The sequence below is a fragment of the Paramixta manurensis genome, assembly GCF_013285385.1.
GTDB lineage: Bacteria > Pseudomonadota > Gammaproteobacteria > Enterobacterales > Enterobacteriaceae > Paramixta > Paramixta manurensis.
This window is the reverse complement of sequence record NZ_CP054212.1, coordinates 4,298,445-4,317,878: the sequence shown is the minus strand read 5'-3', so window position 1 is coordinate 4,317,878 and position 19,434 is coordinate 4,298,445. Positions and strand designations below refer to the sequence as shown.

The following is a 19,434-nucleotide window of genomic DNA, read 5'->3' as shown; positions in this document are numbered from 1 at the left end:
CTGAAATTTTTGCTATAGTGCCAGCCGGGCCACGCAAAAAGGCGGGAAAATGGGCGTTAGAGCGCAACAAAAAGAACGTACACGACGTTCTTTAATCGAAGCGGCATTCAGTCAATTAAGCGCTGAGCGGAGCTTTGCCAGCCTGAGTTTACGTGAAGTCGCCCGCGAAGCAGGAATCGCGCCGACCTCTTTTTATCGCCATTTTCGCGACGTAGATGAGCTGGGATTGACGATGGTCGACGAAAGCGGCCTGATGCTGCGTCAGTTGATGCGCCAGGCGCGGCAGCGTATTGCTAAGGGCGGCAGCGTAATTAAGACCTCGGTGTCGACCTTTATGGAGTTTATCGGCAATAACCCCAACGCATTCCGTTTGTTATTACGCGAACGCTCCGGTACTTCGGCAGCGTTTCGTGCGGCTGTCGCCCGCGAGATTCAACACTTTATCGCTGAATTGGCGGATTATCTGGAATTGGAAAACCGGATGCCGCGAAGTTTTACTGAAGCGCAGGCTGAAGCGATGGTGACGATTGTTTTTAGCGCCGGTGCGGAAGCGTTAGATATTGATATTGAGCAACGCCGCAAGCTGGAAGATCGACTGGTATTGCAGCTACGGATGATCGCGAAAGGCGCCTACTACTGGTATCGACGCGAACAGGAGAGGCTGTCGGTTACTTTGGAAACTGAAGATAATTAGGTAAATAAGGATCATGCCATGACTGAACAGAACACGCGCGATAAGGGGACGTTGCTATTGGCGTTCATTACCGGCTTGTCGATCAACGGTTCCTTTTCAGTGCTTTTCAGCGCATTTGTACCGTTTTCAATTTTTCCTTTAATTGCGCTCGGCCTGGCGGCTTGGTGTTTGCACCAGCGTTATCTTAATCGCTCAATGCCGGAAGGTATGCCTTCGCTGGCGGCGGCATTCTTCCTACTGGGTATTTTGTTGTATAGCGCGATGGTTCGTGCGGAATATCCGGAGATCGGGTCAAACTTTATCCCAACCATTTTAATGGTGGTGGTCATTTTTTGGATAGGTTTGCGTATCAGGGCACGGAAATAATCTGCGCCGGGTCAAACGCCCGGCGTACGAGGGTTAACGGCGGCGTGTAAGCAGCACGCCGCACTCCATATGATGGGTGTAGGGAAACTGGTCAAACAGCGCTACGCGTGTGATTTGATGTGTTTCACAGAGCGTTTCAAGGTTGTCGCTCAGCGTTTGCGGGTTGCAGGAAATATAGAGAATTTGTTGATATGCTTGCACCAGTTTCACCGTTTCGTTATCCAGCCCGCTACGTGGCGGATCGACGAAAATGGTTTCACATTCGTAGCTTTTTAGGTCAATTCCTTCCAGGCGGTTAAATTGACGTACGCCGTTCATCGCTTGAGTAAACTCTTCTGCCGACATCCGAATAATTTGCACATTATCGATCTGATTGGCGGCGATATTGTACTGTGCGGCATTAACCGAGGGTTTGGCTATTTCGGTTGCCAGCACGCGGCGGAAATTACGTGCCAATGCCAGAGAGAAATTACCATTACCGCAGTACAGTTCCAGCAGGTCACCTTGCGCGCCTTGCGTCACTTCTAACGCCCATTCCAGCATTTGAATATTCATTGCCGCATTCGGCTGAGTAAAACTATTTTCCACCTGGCGATAGATAATTTCTTTGCCGTCAACGGGTAAGCACTCGTCGACGAAATCCTGGTCCAGGCAGATCTTGGTTTTGGTGGCGCGGCCAATCAAATGCAAATCAAAACCCTGCCTGCGCACGGTATCCCGTAACGCCTCTGCCGCCTGACGCCACTCCTCGTCGAGCGCACGATGATAAAGCAATGAGATAACAATGCGATTGCTCATCGTTGAGAGATAGTCAATCTGGAACAGTTTTCGGCGCAGTACCGGGTTATTACGCATCGCTTCCATCATCAACGGCATCAACTGGTTGATTAAGTGGCTGGCCGCCGGGAATTGGTCGACTCGAATACGCTGGCGTGTTTGTTGATCGAAAATAATGTGATAAAGGTCATCGCCATCATGCCATACCCGGAATTCTGCTCGCATACGATAGTGGCTAACCGGTGAACGGAAGACATCGATTTCAGGTGCGTTGAATGGCGCCATCATGCCCTGCAGGCGGGTGACTTTCTCTTCAAGCTGAGTCGCGTAATTTTCTGTCGGCAATTGTTCGGGCGTCATGGGCATTCCTGATTGTGGGGCAAACTCGCCGGGCGATTGTAGGGGTTCAGCTCCCGATGTCCAGCGTTGCAGCGAAAAGCGTTATCTTAGCAGGCTGGAAGTCTGGATTTCTATTTGCCTAAATCGTAGACTGCGCGTTCCGGTCTCCTTTGCGGAGCGAAGAGGGAATCCAGTGTAAATCTGGGGCTGACGCGCAGCGGTAAGGAATGTCATGGTGATAGCGTAAGCAGACACTGTCTTATGACGGGAAGTCCTTCATCATTTTATGATTCCAAGCCCGAAGACCTGCCGGGGTAACGTCGCACTTCGTACGATCATCGCGTGCTATCGGTCGTATGCCTGCGGCATCCTGCTACATCTTTTGGATGCTTAGTTAAAAATGATTAAAACTAAAAACTCGCTGTGGGCCTTTGGCGCAACGGCGATTTCTCTCTGGGCGCAAAACGGTTTTGCACAAGAGAATGGTGATGCTGTTGTGGTCACCGCTAACCGTTTTGCTCAGCCTGTTTCTTCTGTTTTAGCGCCGACCACGGTGGTGACGCGTGAAGATATTGACCGCTGGCAAGCAAAAAGCCTGACTGATGTGATGCGCCGCTTGCCGGGCGTGGATATTGCACAGAATGGTGGAATGGGGCAGCAAAGTTCGTTATTTATTCGGGGAACTAACTCTAGCCACGTTTTATTGTTAATTGATGGTATTCGCCTAAATCAGGCAGGAATCAGCGGTTCGACCGATTTGAGCCAGATCCCTATCTCGCTGGTTCAGCGTATTGAATATGTTCGCGGTGCCCGTTCAGCAGTCTATGGTTCAGATGCGATAGGCGGTGTGGTCAATATCATTACCGGTCGTAGTAAGCCTGGCACCACACTAACGGCAGGCATCGGCTCACATGGTTATCAAAGTTATGATGCCTCAACGCAACAAATGTTGGGGGCGAACACGCGCGGCACATTGGCGGGTAATTACACTTATACCAAAGGTATAGATGTGGTGGCCGGTTTACCGGATGATTTTGGCGACCCGGCACAGCATGATCGTGATGGCTTTATGAGTAAGACGCTGTATGGCGCGTTGGAGCATCAATTTAACCAGCAGTTTAGCGGTTTTTTTCGCGGCTATGGTTTTGATAACCGAACGGCCTATGACGGTTTTCCTACCTTTGTCGAACCGAATACGTTTATAGACACTCGCCAGCTTTACAGCCAGACGTGGGATACCGGCTTAAGTTTTAACCAGGGCATATATTCTTCCCAACTGACCGCCAGCTATAGCCACAGTAAGGATTACAACTACAGTCCGCAATTGGGTCGCTATGATGCTTCTGCCTCGTTGGATGATTCTAAACAGTACAATCTGCAATGGGGCAATACGGTTGCGGTTGCGCAGGGACATGTGAGCGGCGGCCTTGATTGGCAGAAGCAAACTATTGAACCGGGAACGGCGAACGTTACCGATAGCCGCGAACTACGGAATACCGGTTTGTATGCCACCGCACAACAGATGTTTGGTGACTTTACTCTTGAAGGCGCGGTTCGTGGTGATGATAACTCACAGTTCGGTTGGCATAACACTTGGCAAACCAGTGCCGCGTGGGAGTTTATTGACGGTTATCGGTTTATCGCATCTTACGGAACCGCGTTCAAAGCGCCTACGCTTGGGCAGTTGTATAGCAGCTTTGGCGGTAATGACCGCCTTGACCCGGAAAAAAGCAAACAGTGGGAAGCGGGCTTTGAGGGGCTGAGTGGGCCAGTGACCTGGCATCTTTCCGGGTATCGTAACGATATTGATAACCTGATTGATTTTAATAACACCACGAGTAGTTACTTTAATATCAGCAAGGCAAGCATTAAAGGTATTGAGGCGACGGCGTCGTTTGATACCGGCCCGTTGGCACATACGCTCTCGTATGATTATGTTGATCCGCGCAATGCGGAAACACATGAGGTGTTACTGCGCCGTGCCAAACAGCAGGTGAAATATCAGCTTGACTGGAACATCTACGATTTTGATTGGTCGGTAAGCTATCAATATCTGGGGCAGCGGTATGATAAGGACTTCTCTTCAGATTTTAACGGCGAAACCGTTAAGCTCGGCGGCGTGAGTTTATGGGATCTCGCGGTTTCGTATCCGGTCACATCTCAACTTACCGTTCGTGGTAGAATTGCCAACCTGTTCGATAAAGATTATGAGACAGCGTATGGCTATCAAACTCCAGGACGGGAGTATTTCCTCAGCGGAACTTACAGCTTCTAACTTGCGCCCCACCGTGCTGGTTTTTGATTCCGGCGTAGGTGGGCTTTCTGTTTATGATGAGATCCGGCAATTGCTGCCGGATCTTCATTATCTCTATGCCTTCGATAATGTGGCATTTCCTTACGGCGAAAAAACCGAAGCATTTATCGTAGAACGCGTGGTGCAGATTGTTGAGGCGGTGGTACAGCGCTATCCACTTTCTCTGGTGGTTGTCGCCTGTAATACCGCCAGCACTGTCACACTACCCGCTTTGCGCGAGCGGTTTGATTTCCCGGTGGTGGGGGTGGTGCCTGCGATTAAGCCCGCCGCGCGGTTAACGCGCAATGGCATTGTTGGGTTGCTGGCAACGCGTGCTACGGTGCGCCGTCCTTATACACATGAATTAGTTGAGCGTTTTGCCAGTGAATGCAAAACCGAAATGCTGGGTTCAGCAGAATTAGTGGAGTTAGCTGAAGCGAAGCTTCATGGGCAGAGCGTATCTTTGGAGGCGGTTACACGGATTCTACAGCCTTGGCTGCGGATGAGCGAACCGCCCGATACGGTGGTGCTGGGTTGTACGCACTTTCCCTTGTTGAGCGAAGAGCTTCAGCAGGTGTTGCCGGAAGGGACGCGTTTAATTGATTCCGGCGCGGCTATTGCGCGTCGCATCGCCTGGCTATTGGAGCATGAGTCTCCGAAAATTTATTCCGCGGAAGATAATATTGCGCTCTGTATGGATATTACCGAAGAGACCGCACAATTATTGCCCGTTTTACAACGATATGGCTTCGGAAAGTTGGAAAAATTGCCACTTTGAAGGTGTTTTGGGCAAAAAAACAACACTCGGAATTTTTTTTGAAATTAGCGCTTGTCAGCCAGCAGGAACTCCCTATAATGCGCCTCCACTGACACGGCACAACGGCTTACGAAGTGGCGTATTGGTGAGAGAGTTAGCCCGACTAACTCGTCAGTTAAGTGGAAATAAATACTTGACTGATAATGCGGAAAGCGTAATATACGCAACCCGCGCCACACGATAATGTGGCACTGCTCTTTAACAATTTATCAGACAATCTGTGTGGGCACTCGCAGGATTGATATCAGAGTCCTCGGACTTAAAAAATATCAAGTCTCGTGAGTGAACACGTAATTCATTACGAAGTTTAATTCACAGAGCACGCTTCCCTAGTGGAAGCAAATCAGACTTTTAATTGAAGAGTTTGATCATGGCTCAGATTGAACGCTGGCGGCAGGCCTAACACATGCAAGTCGAACGGTAGCGGGAAGAAGCTTGCTTCTTTGCCGACGAGTGGCGGACGGGTGAGTAATGTCTGGGGATCTGCCCGATGGAGGGGGATAACCACTGGAAACGGTGGCTAATACCGCATAACGTCGCGAGACCAAAGTGGGGGACCTTCGGGCCTCACACCATCGGATGAACCCAGATGGGATTAGCTGGTAGGTGGGGTAACGGCTCACCTAGGCGACGATCCCTAGCTGGTCTGAGAGGATGACCAGCCACACTGGAACTGAGACACGGTCCAGACTCCTACGGGAGGCAGCAGTGGGGAATATTGCACAATGGGCGCAAGCCTGATGCAGCCATGCCGCGTGTATGAAGAAGGCCTTCGGGTTGTAAAGTACTTTCAGCGGGGAGGAAGGGGTGAAGGTTAATAACCTTTGTCATTGACGTTACCCGCAGAAGAAGCACCGGCTAACTCCGTGCCAGCAGCCGCGGTAATACGGAGGGTGCAAGCGTTAATCGGAATTACTGGGCGTAAAGCGCACGCAGGCGGTCTGTTAAGTCAGATGTGAAATCCCCGGGCTCAACCCGGGAACTGCATTTGAAACTGGCAGGCTTGAGTCTCGTAGAGGGGGGTAGAATTCCAGGTGTAGCGGTGAAATGCGTAGAGATCTGGAGGAATACCGGTGGCGAAGGCGGCCCCCTGGACGAAGACTGACGCTCAGGTGCGAAAGCGTGGGGAGCAAACAGGATTAGATACCCTGGTAGTCCACGCCGTAAACGATGTCGACTTGGAGGCTGTGAGCTTGACTCGTGGCTTCCGGAGCTAACGCGTTAAGTCGACCGCCTGGGGAGTACGGCCGCAAGGTTAAAACTCAAATGAATTGACGGGGGCCCGCACAAGCGGTGGAGCATGTGGTTTAATTCGATGCAACGCGAAGAACCTTACCTGGTCTTGACATCCACGGAAGAACGCAGAGATGCGTTTGTGCCTTCGGGAACCGTGAGACAGGTGCTGCATGGCTGTCGTCAGCTCGTGTTGTGAAATGTTGGGTTAAGTCCCGCAACGAGCGCAACCCTTATCCTTTGTTGCCAGCGATTCGGTCGGGAACTCAAAGGAGACTGCCGGTGATAAACCGGAGGAAGGTGGGGATGACGTCAAGTCATCATGGCCCTTACGACCAGGGCTACACACGTGCTACAATGGCGCATACAAAGAGAAGCGACCTCGCGAGAGCAAGCGGACCTCATAAAGTGCGTCGTAGTCCGGATCGGAGTCTGCAACTCGACTCCGTGAAGTCGGAATCGCTAGTAATCGTGGATCAGAATGCCACGGTGAATACGTTCCCGGGCCTTGTACACACCGCCCGTCACACCATGGGAGTGGGTTGCAAAAGAAGTAGGTAGCTTAACCTTCGGGAGGGCGCTTACCACTTTGTGATTCATGACTGGGGTGAAGTCGTAACAAGGTAACCGTAGGGGAACCTGCGGTTGGATCACCTCCTTACCTGAAGATACTTTCCCGCGAAGTGCTCACACAGATTGTCTGATGAAAAAGAACGAGCAGGATACCTTTATAGGCTTGTAGCTCAGGTGGTTAGAGCGCACCCCTGATAAGGGTGAGGTCGGTGGTTCAAGTCCACTCAGGCCTACCAAATTTGTACTCATGCTGCGTTGTGGCCCCGGCTCGCATAGTTGACTATGCGTCGCGGTACCACGCCTTGCCTGAGCACAAATTATCTTCTCCGGAAGAAAAGCACTCAGCCGAGTGGGTAGTAAAAAGGTCTCTGCAAGTGACTGTATGGGGCTATAGCTCAGCTGGGAGAGCGCCTGCCTTGCACGCAGGAGGTCAGCGGTTCGATCCCGCTTAGCTCCACCATATACGTCGTGAAATCCGATACTTCAGAGTGTACTGGCGACAGTATGCTGCGAAGTATTATGCTCTTTAACAATCCGGAACAAGCTGAAAATTGAAACGATGAATGACCGCAAGGTTGTTCACGAGTCTCTCAAATACTTACACCCGAAAGCGGTTCTGCTCCGAAGGAGTAACGAACGAGCTAAGTAAGGGCAAGGCGTCAGCGCGCAGCAGGGCGGAGCATACTGAAGTATGTGAGCATCTGCGAGCACTGCACAACGCGGCCCTTACGACGCGCAGTCGTTACGAAACCGGATGAGAAGGACGCCTGTGGGTTGTGAGGTTAAGCGACTAAGCGTACACGGTGGATGCCCTGGCAGTCAGAGGCGATGAAGGACGTGCTAATCTGCGAAAAGCGCCGGTAAGGTGATATGAACCGCTATAGCCGGCGATGTCCGAATGGGGAAACCCGGTGCACTTCGGTGCATCATCATGTCATGAATACATAGTGGCATGAGGCGAACCGGGGGAACTGAAACATCTAAGTACCCCGAGGAAAAGAAATCAACCGAGATTCCCCCAGTAGCGGCGAGCGAACGGGGAGCAGCCCAGAGCCTGAATCAGCTTGTGCGTTAGTGGAACGGTCCGGAAAGGCCGGCGATACAGGGTGACAGCCCCGTACACAAAAGCGCACTGGCTGTGAGCTCGATGAGTAGGGCGGGACACGTGGTATCCTGTCTGAATATGGGGGGACCATCCTCCAAGGCTAAATACTCCTGACTGACCGATAGTGAACCAGTACCGTGAGGGAAAGGCGAAAAGAACCCCGGCGAGGGGAGTGAAAAGAACCTGAAACCGTGTACGTACAAGCAGTGGGAGCCTCATTTATGGGGTGACTGCGTACCTTTTGTATAATGGGTCAGCGACTTATATTCTGTAGCAAGGTTAACCGTATAGGGGAGCCGAAGGGAAACCGAGTCTTAACCGGGCGCTAAGTTGCAGGGTATAGACCCGAAACCCGGTGATCTAGCCATGGGCAGGTTGAAGGTTGGGTAACACTAACTGGAGGACCGAACCGACTAATGTTGAAAAATTAGCGGATGACTTGTGGCTGGGGGTGAAAGGCCAATCAAACCGGGAGATAGCTGGTTCTCCCCGAAAGCTATTTAGGTAGCGCCTCGTGAATTCATCTCCGGGGGTAGAGCACTGTTTCGGCTAGGGGGCCATCCCGGCTTACCAACCCGATGCAAACTGCGAATACCGGAGAATGTTATCACGGGAGACACACGGCGGGTGCTAACGTCCGTCGTGAAGAGGGAAACAACCCAGACCGCCAGCTAAGGTCCCAAAGTCATGGTTAAGTGGGAAACGATGTGGGAAGGCCCAGACAGCCAGGATGTTGGCTTAGAAGCAGCCATCATTTAAAGAAAGCGTAATAGCTCACTGGTCGAGTCGGCCTGCGCGGAAGATGTAACGGGGCTAAACCATGCACCGAAGCTGCGGCAGCGAACGTATCACTTAAAACGTTTTGTAAGGCTTAACGATTGACGGAGCGCAGCGACGTCAATGCGTTCATTAAAGTCGAGGCGTTTTAGGGATACGTTCGTTGGGTAGGGGAGCGTTCTGTAAGCCGTCGAAGGTGGCCTGTGAGGGCTGCTGGAGGTATCAGAAGTGCGAATGCTGACATAAGTAACGATAAAGCGGGTGAAAAGCCCGCTCGCCGGAAGACCAAGGGTTCCTGTCCAACGTTAATCGGGGCAGGGTGAGTCGACCCCTAAGGCGAGGCCGAAAGGCGTAGTCGATGGGAAACGGGTTAATATTCCCGTACTTGGTGTTGCTGCGAAGGGGGGACGGAGAAGGCTATGTTAGCCGGGCGACGGTTGTCCCGGTTTAAGCATGTAGGCGGGCGTTCCAGGTAAATCCGGAAGGCCGTTAACGCTGAGGTGTGATGACGAGGCGCTACGGCGCTGAAGTAACAAATGCCCAGCTTCCAGGAAAAGCCTCTAAGCATCAGGCAACACGAAATCGTACCCCAAACCGACACAGGTGGTCAGGTAGAGAATACCCAGGCGCTTGAGAGAACTCGGGTGAAGGAACTAGGCAAAATGGTGCCGTAACTTCGGGAGAAGGCACGCTGTCGTTAGGTGAAACCCCCTGCGGGTGGAGCTGAAGGCAGTCGAAGATACCAGCTGGCTGCAACTGTTTATTAAAAACACAGCACTGTGCAAACACGAAAGTGGACGTATACGGTGTGACGCCTGCCCGGTGCCGGAAGGTTAATTGATGGGGTTAGCGGCAACGCGAAGCTCTTGATCGAAGCCCCGGTAAACGGCGGCCGTAACTATAACGGTCCTAAGGTAGCGAAATTCCTTGTCGGGTAAGTTCCGACCTGCACGAATGGCGTAATGATGGCCAGGCTGTCTCCACCCGAGACTCAGTGAAATTGAACTCGCTGTGAAGATGCAGTGTACCCGCGGCAAGACGGAAAGACCCCGTGAACCTTTACTACAGCTTGACACTGAACACTGGTCCTTGATGTGCAGGATAGGTGGGAGGCTTTGAAGCGGGGACGCCAGTTCCCGTGGAGCCGCCCTTGAAATACCACCCTTTAATGGCTGGTGTTCTAACGTTGGCCCGTAATCCGGGCTGCGGACAGTGTCTGGTGGGTAGTTTGACTGGGGCGGTCTCCTCCCAAAGCGTAACGGAGGAGCACGAAGGTCAGCTAATCACGGTCGGACATCGTGAGGTTAGTGCAAAGGCATAAGCTGGCTTGACTGCGAGCGTGACGGCGCGAGCAGGTGCGAAAGCAGGTCTTAGTGATCCGGTGGTTCTGAATGGAAGGGCCATCGCTCAACGGATAAAAGGTACTCCGGGGATAACAGGCTGATACCGCCCAAGAGTTCATATCGACGGCGGTGTTTGGCACCTCGATGTCGGCTCATCACATCCTGGGGCTGAAGTAGGTCCCAAGGGTATGGCTGTTCGCCATTTAAAGTGGTACGCGAGCTGGGTTTAGAACGTCGTGAGACAGTTCGGTCCCTATCTGCCGTGGGCGCTGGAGAACTGAGGGGGGCTGCTCCTAGTACGAGAGGACCGGAGTGGACGCATCACTGGTGTTCGGGTTGTCATGCCAATGGCACTGCCCGGTAGCTAAATGCGGAAGAGATAAGCGCTGAAAGCATCTAAGCGCGAAACTTGCCCCGAGATGAGTTCTCCCTGACCCCCTGAGGGTCCTGAAGGGACGTTGAAGACGACGACGTTGATAGGCCGGATGTGTAAGCGCAGCGATGCGTTGAGCTAACCGGTACTAATGACCCGTGAGGCTTAACCTTACAACGCCAGAGGCGTTCTTGAGAGACGCGGTTTTGATTTTCAGCGAGTTTACCGGATAAACGAATTTGCGGGAACGAAAGAGAACGTGCTGAAGCAAGGCGACCAGCGCAGGAAAGGAAGGAGCATACATAAGGTATGTGACTGACTTTGCAAGCGCAGGCAACGCAGCAGCAGAGCGTTATATTCGTTCCGTGCAGCAAGAATTTGCCTGGCGGCACTAGCGCGGTGGTCCCACCTGACCCCATGCCGAACTCAGAAGTGAAACGCCGTAGCGCCGATGGTAGTGTGGGGTCTCCCCATGCGAGAGTAGGGAACTGCCAGGCATTATATCAAGAACGAGGCCCCGTACTGACGTACGGGGCTTTTTTCGTTTGCATTACCCGCCAGACCGGCAGAAATAACCGTAATTCACTCCGCCTGAACCGCTCCGATCGGGTAAACTACCGGCAGATAAATTCGTTAAGGCCATGCCATGACCAGCCAGCACCCCTCTTTGAAACCCTTTAATACATTAGGCATTGATGCCGTTGCCGATCAAATTGTTATCGCGGAATCTCCCGCGACGTTATATCAGGAGTGGCAACGCTGCCAGCAACAACGTCAGCCATTCCTTTTGTTGGGCGAAGGTAGCAATGTTCTGTTCCTTGAGGATTATCGCGGAACAGTGGTGATTAATCGCCTGAAAGGCATCAAAGTAGAAGAACGCGAAGAGGCTTGGCATTTGCAGGTTGGCGCGGGTGAGAATTGGCACCACTTAGTCGAATATACGCTAAAAAATGGTTTCTCCGGTCTGGAAAACCTCGCCCTGATCCCCGGTTGTGTCGGCTCCGCACCCATCCAGAATATTGGCGCATACGGCGTTGAATTAAAAGATGTCTGCGAATACGTCGATGTCATAAACCTTGGCGATGGGGAGGTCTTCCGCCTGCAGGCAGCCGAATGCCAGTTTGGTTATCGTGATAGCATATTTAAACACGCGTACCGCGAGGGCTATGCGATTATCGCCGTAGGCATGGTGCTGGCGAAACATTGGCAACCGGTGATGACCTATGGGGAACTGGCGCAGCTAGATCCTCAGACAGTGACCCCACAACAAATCTTCGATGGCGTCTGCCGCATGCGCCGTAGCAAGCTCCCCGACCCGAATGTTACCGGCAATGTTGGGAGTTTCTTCAAAAATCCCATTGTTAGCGCCGATAAAGCGGATGAAATCTGCCGTCATTATCCTCAGGCACCGCGCTATCCTCAGCCGGGAGGAGAAATAAAACTGGCGGCGGGCTGGCTTATCGAGCAGTGCCAACTGAAAGGGCACCGTATCGGCGGCGCTGCGGTACATCGCCAGCAGGCTTTGGTCTTAATTAACGAAGAGAACGCGACCGGGCAAGACATTGTGGCATTAGCGCATGAGGTCCGGCAGCGCGTAGGGGATAAGTTCGCAGTCTGGCTGGAGCCGGAAGTGCGTTTTATCGGTGCCACGGGCGAAAAGGATGCCGTAGAGGTTATTGCATGAAAGACAATACTGTTCCACTCACTTTAGTCTCTATCCTCGCCGACGGGGAGTTTCATTCAGGTGAACAACTGGGCGAAACATTAGGGATGAGCCGGGCTGCAATCAACAAGCATATCCAAACATTAAAAGACTGGGGGCTTGATATCTACACGGTAACCGGGAAGGGATACAGCCTGGCCGCGCCGATCCAACTGCTGAATGAAGAAAACATAGTGAGTCAGCTGAATGCGCCGCGCCTGGCTGTCATTCCGGTCATTGACTCCACCAATCAATATTTACTTGAACGGATGGATTCTCTGCAATCTGGCGATGCCTGTGTTGCAGAATACCAGCAGGCCGGGCGCGGGCGTCGCGGCCGCCAGTGGTTTTCTCCCTTTGGCTCTAACCTCTATCTTTCAATGTACTGGCGTCTTGAGCAGGGTCCGGCAGCTGCGATGGGGCTGAGCCTGGTGATCGGTATTGTCATGGCTGAGGTTTTACAGGCAATGGGCGCTGCAGATGTCCGGGTTAAGTGGCCAAATGATTTATACCTCAACGACCGTAAGCTGGCAGGCATCTTAGTTGAATTAACCGGTAAGACCGGCGATGCAGCGCAAATCGTTATTGGCGCCGGGATCAATCTCGCTATGCGTTCGCCGGACGTCTCGGTTGTTAATCAGGGTTGGATCAATCTTCAAGAAGCGGGGATCGAAATCGATCGTAACGCATTGGCGGCTACGCTGATCAATAAATTACGCTTTGCGCTGCCAGAGTTTGAACGTGAAGGCCTGGCGCCATTTATTAACCGCTGGTCAGCATTGGATAACTTTATCAACCGTCCGGTTAAGTTGATCATTGGGAGTCGGGAAATTAACGGTATTGCACGCGGTATTGACCAACAAGGTGGTTTATTACTTGAGCAGGATGGACAGGTAAAATCATGGGTGGGTGGGGAAATATCGTTGCGACCGCAAACGTAATCTATTGTTAACCTTCCCAATCAAAAGAGCGCCTATCCGGCGCTCTTGTCATGTTTATGCTTACTATTTTCTTAACCTAATACACTCAACGGCATGATTAGCGCTTTTGGTTAGGATCAGGCTCGCCCTTTCTCGGGTCGGTAAAATATTTTGTTTTAAATTCAGCCAGTTAATTTCCTTCCATAACTTCTGCGCGGTGTTTACCGCTTCGTCTTCCGTGAGCTTTGCATAGTGATGGAAATAGGAGTCCGGATCGGTAAATGCGCCCTGACGGAATTTTAAAAAGCGATTGATATACCAGTTTTCTAATAATGCTTCCGGAGCATCAACATAAATAGAGAAATCAACGAAGTCGGAAACAAAAACATGATGAGGATCGTGAGGATAATCCATTCCGCTTTGTAATACGTTAAGACCTTCCAGGATCAAAATATCCGGCTGCTGAACAATCTTATCGCCATCCGGGACCACATCATAAATAAGATGAGAATAAACCGGCGCGGTAACCTGCGAGACGCCTGATTTTATATCAGAGACGAAATTGACCAGGCGATGCATATCGTAAGACTGGGGAAAGCCTTTCTTCTTCATCAGATCGCGTTCTTTCAATACCGCATTGGGGTGAAGAAAGCCATCAGTGGTAATCAACTCAACGCGACGTCGCTCCGGCCAGCGGCTTAACAGTGCTTGCAACACGCGCGCGGTGGTGCTTTTCCCTACCGCAACGCTGCCCGCGATGCTGATAATATAGGGAATTTTTTGGCCATCAGTGCCTAAAAACTGTTCCAGCACCGCCTGACGACGTAAATTCGAACTGATATAAAAATCCAATAAACGGGAGAGTGGCAGATAGATTTCAGCCACTTCTTCGAGAGAAAGGTCTTCATTAATGCCTTTCAGACGCGCAATCTCTTCTTCTGTCAGCGTCATCGGAACCGAATTACGTAACGCTGCCCATTGATTTCGATCGAATTGCAGATAAGGCGTCGTCAATAAAGAATCTTTTTTACTCATAAGCATGCTTCTGCCAGCAAATATTTGCCCATAGCCAGTTGCTCAGCCGCGTGTTGATACGGACGGCAGGCCGCCAGGAGGTAATTTCAGAAAACAATGCGCAGGAGGGTAACACCACTAAGATGCCAAAAAGAAGGAAAAAGATGAAAGTCGCCGTGCAATCGTAATGGCGAGCGCACTTTTGAACTATTTTGCCGCTAACTGAGCAACGCGTTTGCCGCTAACTGAGCAACGCGCTGTTTGTTACGTCGTTAATAGAGAAGCGTTACGTTAACGATAAAAAGCGGAATCACGGTTTTTCGCCGACCAAAGCCCTGGCTTCTACGCCGTCGCGTGGATTCTTTGAACGATTTTTCTTCATTAAGCGGTGATTTTGCGAGTAATTGCACAAATAGTAAGCGATAGAACATTTATCGCGATTTTTTTGTTGCATAGCGGAGCCTCTCTTCCTAGAATGCGCGTCACTTGATGCCGGCTTAGCTCAGTTGGTAGAGCAACTGACTTGTAATCAGTAGGTCACCAGTTCGATTCCGGTAGCCGGCACCATCAAGTACCAGGTGGGGTTCCCGAGCGGCCAAAGGGAGCAGACTGTAAATCTGCCGTCATCGACTTCGAAGGTTCGAATCCTTCCCCCACCACCATATTCAGACTGAGCGCTAGCGAAGTCAGAGTCAGCAAGCAAGTCAGGTTGACTCGAAGCTCGAATAGCAGGAAAACTTCTTCTGTTATTCTTATGCTACAGAAAGAACAGGTAGCCGAGTTCCAGAGTGCGGGCATCGTATAATGGCTATTACCTCAGCCTTCCAAGCTGATGATGCGGGTTCGATTCCCGCTGCCCGCTCCAGATGTGCTGATATGGCTCAGTTGGTAGAGCGCACCCTTGGTAAGGGTGAGGTCCCCAGTTCGACTCTGGGTATCAGCACCACTTCTTTATCTCCCTCCCTGATTCTTATTCTGTTAAAAAATCAACAGTTCAGGCGACGCCTGGTTGATGTGGTGATATCACCGATTTATCCGTGTCTTAGAGGGACAATCGATGTCTAAAGAAAAATTTGAACGTTCAAAACCGCACGTCAACGTCGGTACTATCGGCCACGTTGACCACGGTAAAACTACCCTGACCGCAGCTATCACCACCGTTCTGGCGAAAACCTACGGCGGTTCTGCGCGCGCATTCGATCAGATCGATAACGCGCCGGAAGAAAAAGCACGTGGTATCACCATCAACACCTCTCACGTAGAGTACGACACCCCGACTCGTCACTATGCACACGTTGACTGCCCGGGCCACGCCGACTACGTGAAAAACATGATCACCGGTGCTGCGCAGATGGACGGCGCGATCCTGGTTGTTGCTGCGACTGACGGCCCGATGCCGCAGACCCGTGAGCACATCCTGCTGGGTCGTCAGGTTGGCGTTCCTTACATCATCGTGTTCCTGAACAAATGTGACATGGTTGATGACGAAGAGCTGCTGGAACTGGTTGAGATGGAAGTTCGCGATCTGCTGACCCAGTACGATTTCCCGGGCGACGACACGCCGATCGTTCACGGTTCAGCACTGAAAGCGCTGGAAGGCGACGCCGAGTGGGAAGCGAAAATCATCGAACTGGCCGGTCACCTGGATAACTACATCCCGGAACCAGAGCGTGCAATTGACAAGCCGTTCCTGCTGCCAATCGAAGACGTATTCTCCATCTCCGGTCGTGGTACCGTTGTTACCGGTCGTGTAGAGCGCGGTATCATCAAAGTGGGTGAAGAAGTTGAAATCGTGGGCATCAAAGACACCGCGAAATCAACCTGTACCGGCGTTGAAATGTTCCGCAAACTGCTGGACGAAGGCCGCGCGGGTGAGAACGTTGGTGTTCTGCTGCGTGGTATCAAACGTGAAGAAATCGAACGTGGTCAGGTACTGGCGAAGCCGGGTTCAATCAAGCCGCACACCAAGTTCGAATCAGAAGTTTATATTCTGTCCAAAGAAGAAGGCGGCCGTCATACCCCGTTCTTCAAAGGCTACCGTCCGCAGTTCTACTTCCGTACTACTGACGTGACGGGCACCATCGAACTGCCGGAAGGCGTAGAGATGGTAATGCCGGGCGACAACATCAAAATGGTTGTTACCCTGATTCACCCGATCGCAATGGACGACGGTCTGCGTTTCGCAATCCGCGAAGGTGGCCGTACCGTTGGTGCCGGTGTTGTTGCTAAAGTTATGGCTTAATCGCTGATAACATTTGACGCACCGCACAAGAAAAGGGCATCATTTGATGCCCTTTTTGCACGCTGTAACATAGAACCTGACTCATCAGTGATTTTCTATCATAATCATTGCTGAGACAGGCTCTGTAGCACGGCGTTAGACCTAATAAATTTTCAGGTCGTAGCGCAGCGGTTACTGGAAAAATTGTTGGGAACGTAGACGGTTACGTGGCCCAGATAAATGAAAGTAGCTAAACGCCGTGGTTTGAAAGATGAAGGGGTATGCCGAGTTACGCCTAACAGCATCATTCGGTTCGGTTGTCTCGCTATGCGGGGCAAAACAGTTTCTGATTTATTGTGGCAGGTTGGTTTATGAGTGCTAATACCGAAGCTCAAGGGAGCGGGCGCGGCCTGGAAGCGATAAAGTGGCTGGTAGTTGCTGTATTATTAATCGCGGCGATTGTCGGTAATTACTATTATCGCGATGTTACATTGCCGCTTCGTGCGCTGGCTGTCGTTATCGTGATTGCGGCGGCAGGTGGCATAGCGCTGCTGACGACCAAAGGAAAAGCGACCGTGGCTTTTGCTCGTGAGGCAAGAACTGAAGTCCGTAAAGTCATTTGGCCGACTCGTCAGGAAACGTTGCACACCACGTTAATCGTTGCCGCGGTAACCGCCGTGATGTCACTGATTTTGTGGGGGCTGGATGGTATTCTGGTCCGTCTGGTATCGTTTATCACTGGCCTGAGGTTCTGAGATGTCTGAAGCTCCAAAAAAGCGCTGGTACGTCGTTCAGGCGTTTTCCGGTTTTGAAGGCCGCGTAGCACAATCGCTGCGTGAGCATATCAAGTTACATAACATGGAAGAACTGTTTGGCGAAGTCATGGTGCCAACCGAAGAAGTGGTTGAAATCCGTGGTGGTCAGCGCCGCAAAAGCGAGCGCAAGTTTTTCCCTGGCTATGTGTTAGTTCAAATGGTCATGAATGATGCGAGCTGGCACTTAGTGCGCAGCGTACCACGCGTCATGGGTTTTATTGGCGGAACTTCCGATCGTCCGGCACCGATTAGCGATAAAGAAGTCGATGCGATCATGAACCGCTTACAACAGGTTGGCGATAAACCGCGTCCGAAAACGCTGTTTGAACCAGGCGAAATGGTGCGTGTTAATGACGGCCCGTTTGCCGATTTCAACGGTGTGGTTGAGGAAGTGGACTACGAAAAAAGCCGCCTGAAAGTTTCTGTTTCTATTTTCGGGCGTGCGACCCCGGTAGAATTGGATTTCGGCCAGGTTGAGAAAGGCTAATTATCCCACCGCGTAGTTGAAGGGTAGGGGTTGCGGAAGGCGTGAAATTACACTACAATTTCGCGCCTTTTGTTTTTATGTGCCTGAATGGCGCGTAAAACGTTAAGTTAAACAACGGGGAGCCTTGTTTAAGGCGTTATACCCAAAAGAGGAAATATCATGGCTAAGAAAGTACAAGCCTACGTTAAGCTGCAGGTTGCGGCTGGTATGGCTAACCCGAGTCCGCCAGTCGGTCCGGCACTGGGTCAGCAAGGCGTTAACATCATGGAATTCTGTAAAGCGTTCAACGCCAAAACAGATAGCATTGAGAAAGGCCTGCCGATTCCGGTTGTTATTACCGTTTATTCTGACCGTTCTTTCACCTTCGTTACCAAAACGCCTCCGGCAGCCGTTCTGCTGAAGAAAGCGGCAGGTATCAAATCTGGTTCCGGCAAGCCGAACAAAGATAAAGTAGGTAAAGTTACCCGTGCTCAGGTACGTGAAATCGCAGAAACCAAAGCTGCGGACATGACTGGTGCTGATGTTGAAGCGATGACTCGCTCCATCGAAGGTACTGCTCGTTCCATGGGCCTGGTAGTGGAGGACTAAGAAATGGCTAAGCTGACCAAGCGCATGCGCGTGATCCGTGAAAAAGTTGATGCAACTAAACAGTATGACATCAACGAAGCTGTTGCTCTGCTGAAAGAACTGGCGACCGCAAAATTTGTTGAAAGCGTAGACGTATCCGTAAACTTAGGGATTGACGCGCGTAAATCCGATCAGAACGTGCGTGGCGCGACTGTGCTGCCGCACGGTACTGGCCGCAGCGTACGCGTTGCCGTATTTACTCAGGGCGCCAATGCTGAAGCAGCGAAAGCTGCCGGTGCTGAACTGGTAGGTATGGACGATCTGGCTGAGCAGATTAAAAAAGGCGAAATGAACTTTGACGTGGTTATCGCATCTCCTGATGCAATGCGCGTTGTTGGCCAGTTGGGCCAGGTTCTGGGCCCACGTGGTCTGATGCCAAACCCGAAAGTCGGTACTGTTACTCCGAACGTTGCTGAAGCGGTTAAAAACGCGAAAGCAGGTCAGGTTCGCTACCGTAACGACAAGAACGGTATCATCCATACCACCATCGGTAAGGTTGATTTCGATTCTGACAAACTGAAAGAAAACCTGGAAGCTCTGCTGGTTGCGCTGAAAAAAGCGAAACCGTCTCAGTCTAAAGGCGTTTACATCAAGAAAGTGAGCCTGTCTACCACTATGGGTGCAGGCGTTGCGATCGACCAGGCTGGTCTGAACGCAGTAGCGAACTAATCGCCACTTTACACGGGCGTAAGTTTCAACTAGAATCTTACGCCCGTTCTTCTGTTGCTTAAAAAAGCAGAAGACCTATTTTCGGTTGGAGTCTGGCCTAATCCAGACCTCCGTCCAAGACCGCAGGTGTACCGTAAGGTACTTAATTTTTCCTGCGTAGACGGTGACAGAGCCTAAAGAATTTTTTCTTTTCTGGATTCTGCTCACCGTGTTTTAGCGCTTACCTTCCCTCGGGCGAGTAAGTGAAGTGAGTTCCGGGGAAATCCTTCCCCGGCCAAAATCCAGGAGC

Annotated in this window: 13 protein-coding genes, 6 tRNA genes, 3 rRNA genes and 1 riboswitch; of the genes, 20 read left to right on the top strand and 2 right to left on the bottom strand. The window is 51.5% G+C overall.

Annotated elements, in window-relative coordinates; all coding sequences use genetic code 11:
* Positions 1-49 precede the first annotated feature (49 nt).
* Both fabR and PMPD1_RS20755 read left to right on the top strand, forming a co-directional pair.
* Complete coding sequence (fabR, locus tag PMPD1_RS20760; protein ID WP_173635822.1) at positions 50-694, top strand: HTH-type transcriptional repressor FabR; 645 nt, start codon at positions 50-52, stop codon at positions 692-694.
* Between the two features lie 18 nt (positions 695-712).
* On the top strand, positions 713-1,060 hold the full coding sequence (locus PMPD1_RS20755; protein ID WP_173635821.1) for a YijD family membrane protein: 348 nt from the start codon (positions 713-715) through the stop codon (positions 1,058-1,060).
* Positions 1,061-1,093: 33 nt separating this feature from the next.
* Here PMPD1_RS20755 and trmA read toward each other — a convergent pair whose 3' ends face one another.
* Positions 1,094-2,197, bottom strand: coding sequence for a tRNA (uridine(54)-C5)-methyltransferase TrmA (trmA, locus tag PMPD1_RS20750; RefSeq protein ID WP_173635820.1), 1,104 nt, complete (start codon positions 2,195-2,197; stop codon positions 1,094-1,096).
* A 123-nt stretch (positions 2,198-2,320) separates the two neighbouring features.
* A riboswitch (cobalamin riboswitch) is annotated at positions 2,321-2,504 on the top strand.
* A 72-nt stretch (positions 2,505-2,576) separates the two neighbouring features.
* Here trmA and btuB point away from each other — a divergent pair.
* The 9 genes from btuB (at position 2,577) to birA (ending at position 13,333) form a co-directional block, all read left to right on the top strand.
* Complete coding sequence (gene btuB / locus PMPD1_RS20745; protein ID WP_173635819.1) at positions 2,577-4,451, top strand: TonB-dependent vitamin B12 receptor BtuB; 1,875 nt, start codon at positions 2,577-2,579, stop codon at positions 4,449-4,451.
* Positions 4,396-5,247 (top strand): glutamate racemase, encoded by an 852-nt coding sequence (gene murI, locus PMPD1_RS20740; RefSeq protein WP_173635818.1) that lies wholly within the window; start codon positions 4,396-4,398, stop codon positions 5,245-5,247. Before btuB ends, murI begins: the two co-directional genes overlap by 56 nt.
* Before the next feature lie 391 nt (positions 5,248-5,638).
* Positions 5,639-7,180, top strand: a 16S ribosomal RNA gene (locus PMPD1_RS20735).
* 71 nt (positions 7,181-7,251) lie between these two features.
* Positions 7,252-7,328: transfer RNA gene (locus PMPD1_RS20730), tRNA-Ile, on the top strand.
* A gap of 148 nt (positions 7,329-7,476) precedes the next feature.
* Positions 7,477-7,552, top strand: a tRNA-Ala gene (locus PMPD1_RS20725).
* 320 nt (positions 7,553-7,872) lie between these two features.
* Positions 7,873-10,863 (top strand): 23S ribosomal RNA (locus PMPD1_RS20720).
* 208 nt (positions 10,864-11,071) lie between these two features.
* Positions 11,072-11,187 (top strand): 5S ribosomal RNA (gene rrf, locus PMPD1_RS20715).
* The 16S, 23S and 5S rRNA genes sit together here with 2 tRNA genes alongside, the layout of an rRNA operon.
* A 149-nt stretch (positions 11,188-11,336) precedes the next feature.
* On the top strand, positions 11,337-12,374 hold the full coding sequence (murB, locus tag PMPD1_RS20710) for a UDP-N-acetylmuramate dehydrogenase (protein ID WP_173635817.1): 1,038 nt from the start codon (positions 11,337-11,339) through the stop codon (positions 12,372-12,374).
* A complete protein-coding gene (gene birA, locus PMPD1_RS20705) occupies positions 12,371-13,333 on the top strand; it encodes a bifunctional biotin--[acetyl-CoA-carboxylase] ligase/biotin operon repressor BirA (protein WP_173635816.1) in 963 nt (320 codons plus the stop codon). The genes murB and birA overlap by 4 nt, the downstream gene beginning before the upstream one ends.
* A gap of 63 nt (positions 13,334-13,396) precedes the next feature.
* Here the strand turns inward: birA and coaA are convergent, their stop codons facing one another.
* Positions 13,397-14,347, bottom strand: a complete 951-nt coding sequence (coaA, locus tag PMPD1_RS20700) for a type I pantothenate kinase (RefSeq protein WP_354292711.1) — start codon at positions 14,345-14,347, stop codon at positions 13,397-13,399.
* A 470-nt stretch (positions 14,348-14,817) separates the two neighbouring features.
* Between coaA and PMPD1_RS20695 the strand changes: the two genes are divergently transcribed.
* The 9 genes from PMPD1_RS20695 (at position 14,818) to rplA (ending at position 19,145) form a co-directional block, all read left to right on the top strand.
* A tRNA-Thr gene (locus PMPD1_RS20695) sits at positions 14,818-14,893 on the top strand.
* Positions 14,894-14,903: 10 nt separating this feature from the next.
* Positions 14,904-14,988 (top strand) — tRNA-Tyr (locus tag PMPD1_RS20690).
* Between the two features lie 128 nt (positions 14,989-15,116).
* Positions 15,117-15,191: transfer RNA gene (locus PMPD1_RS20685), tRNA-Gly, on the top strand.
* 5 nt (positions 15,192-15,196) lie between these two features.
* Positions 15,197-15,272 (top strand) — tRNA-Thr (locus PMPD1_RS20680).
* 111 nt (positions 15,273-15,383) lie between these two features.
* Positions 15,384-16,568 (top strand): elongation factor Tu, encoded by a 1,185-nt coding sequence (gene tuf / locus PMPD1_RS20675; protein WP_173635814.1) that lies wholly within the window; start codon positions 15,384-15,386, stop codon positions 16,566-16,568.
* A 350-nt stretch (positions 16,569-16,918) separates the two neighbouring features.
* Positions 16,919-17,302 carry a preprotein translocase subunit SecE gene (gene secE / locus PMPD1_RS20670; RefSeq protein WP_173635813.1) on the top strand — a complete coding sequence of 128 codons (384 nt, stop codon included), beginning with the start codon at positions 16,919-16,921 and terminating at the stop codon, positions 17,300-17,302.
* A 1-nt stretch (position 17,303) separates the two neighbouring features.
* Positions 17,304-17,849 carry a transcription termination/antitermination protein NusG gene (nusG, locus tag PMPD1_RS20665; protein ID WP_004154985.1) on the top strand — a complete coding sequence of 182 codons (546 nt, stop codon included), beginning with the start codon at positions 17,304-17,306 and terminating at the stop codon, positions 17,847-17,849.
* A gap of 159 nt (positions 17,850-18,008) precedes the next feature.
* A complete protein-coding gene (gene rplK / locus PMPD1_RS20660) occupies positions 18,009-18,437 on the top strand; it encodes a 50S ribosomal protein L11 (protein ID WP_024524934.1) in 429 nt (142 codons plus the stop codon).
* Positions 18,438-18,440: 3 nt separating this feature from the next.
* The gene (rplA, locus tag PMPD1_RS20655) at positions 18,441-19,145 is read left to right on the top strand and encodes a 50S ribosomal protein L1 (RefSeq protein ID WP_173635812.1); all 705 of its coding nucleotides are present in this window, start codon (positions 18,441-18,443) and stop codon (positions 19,143-19,145) included.
* Positions 19,146-19,434: the final 289 nt, after the last annotated feature.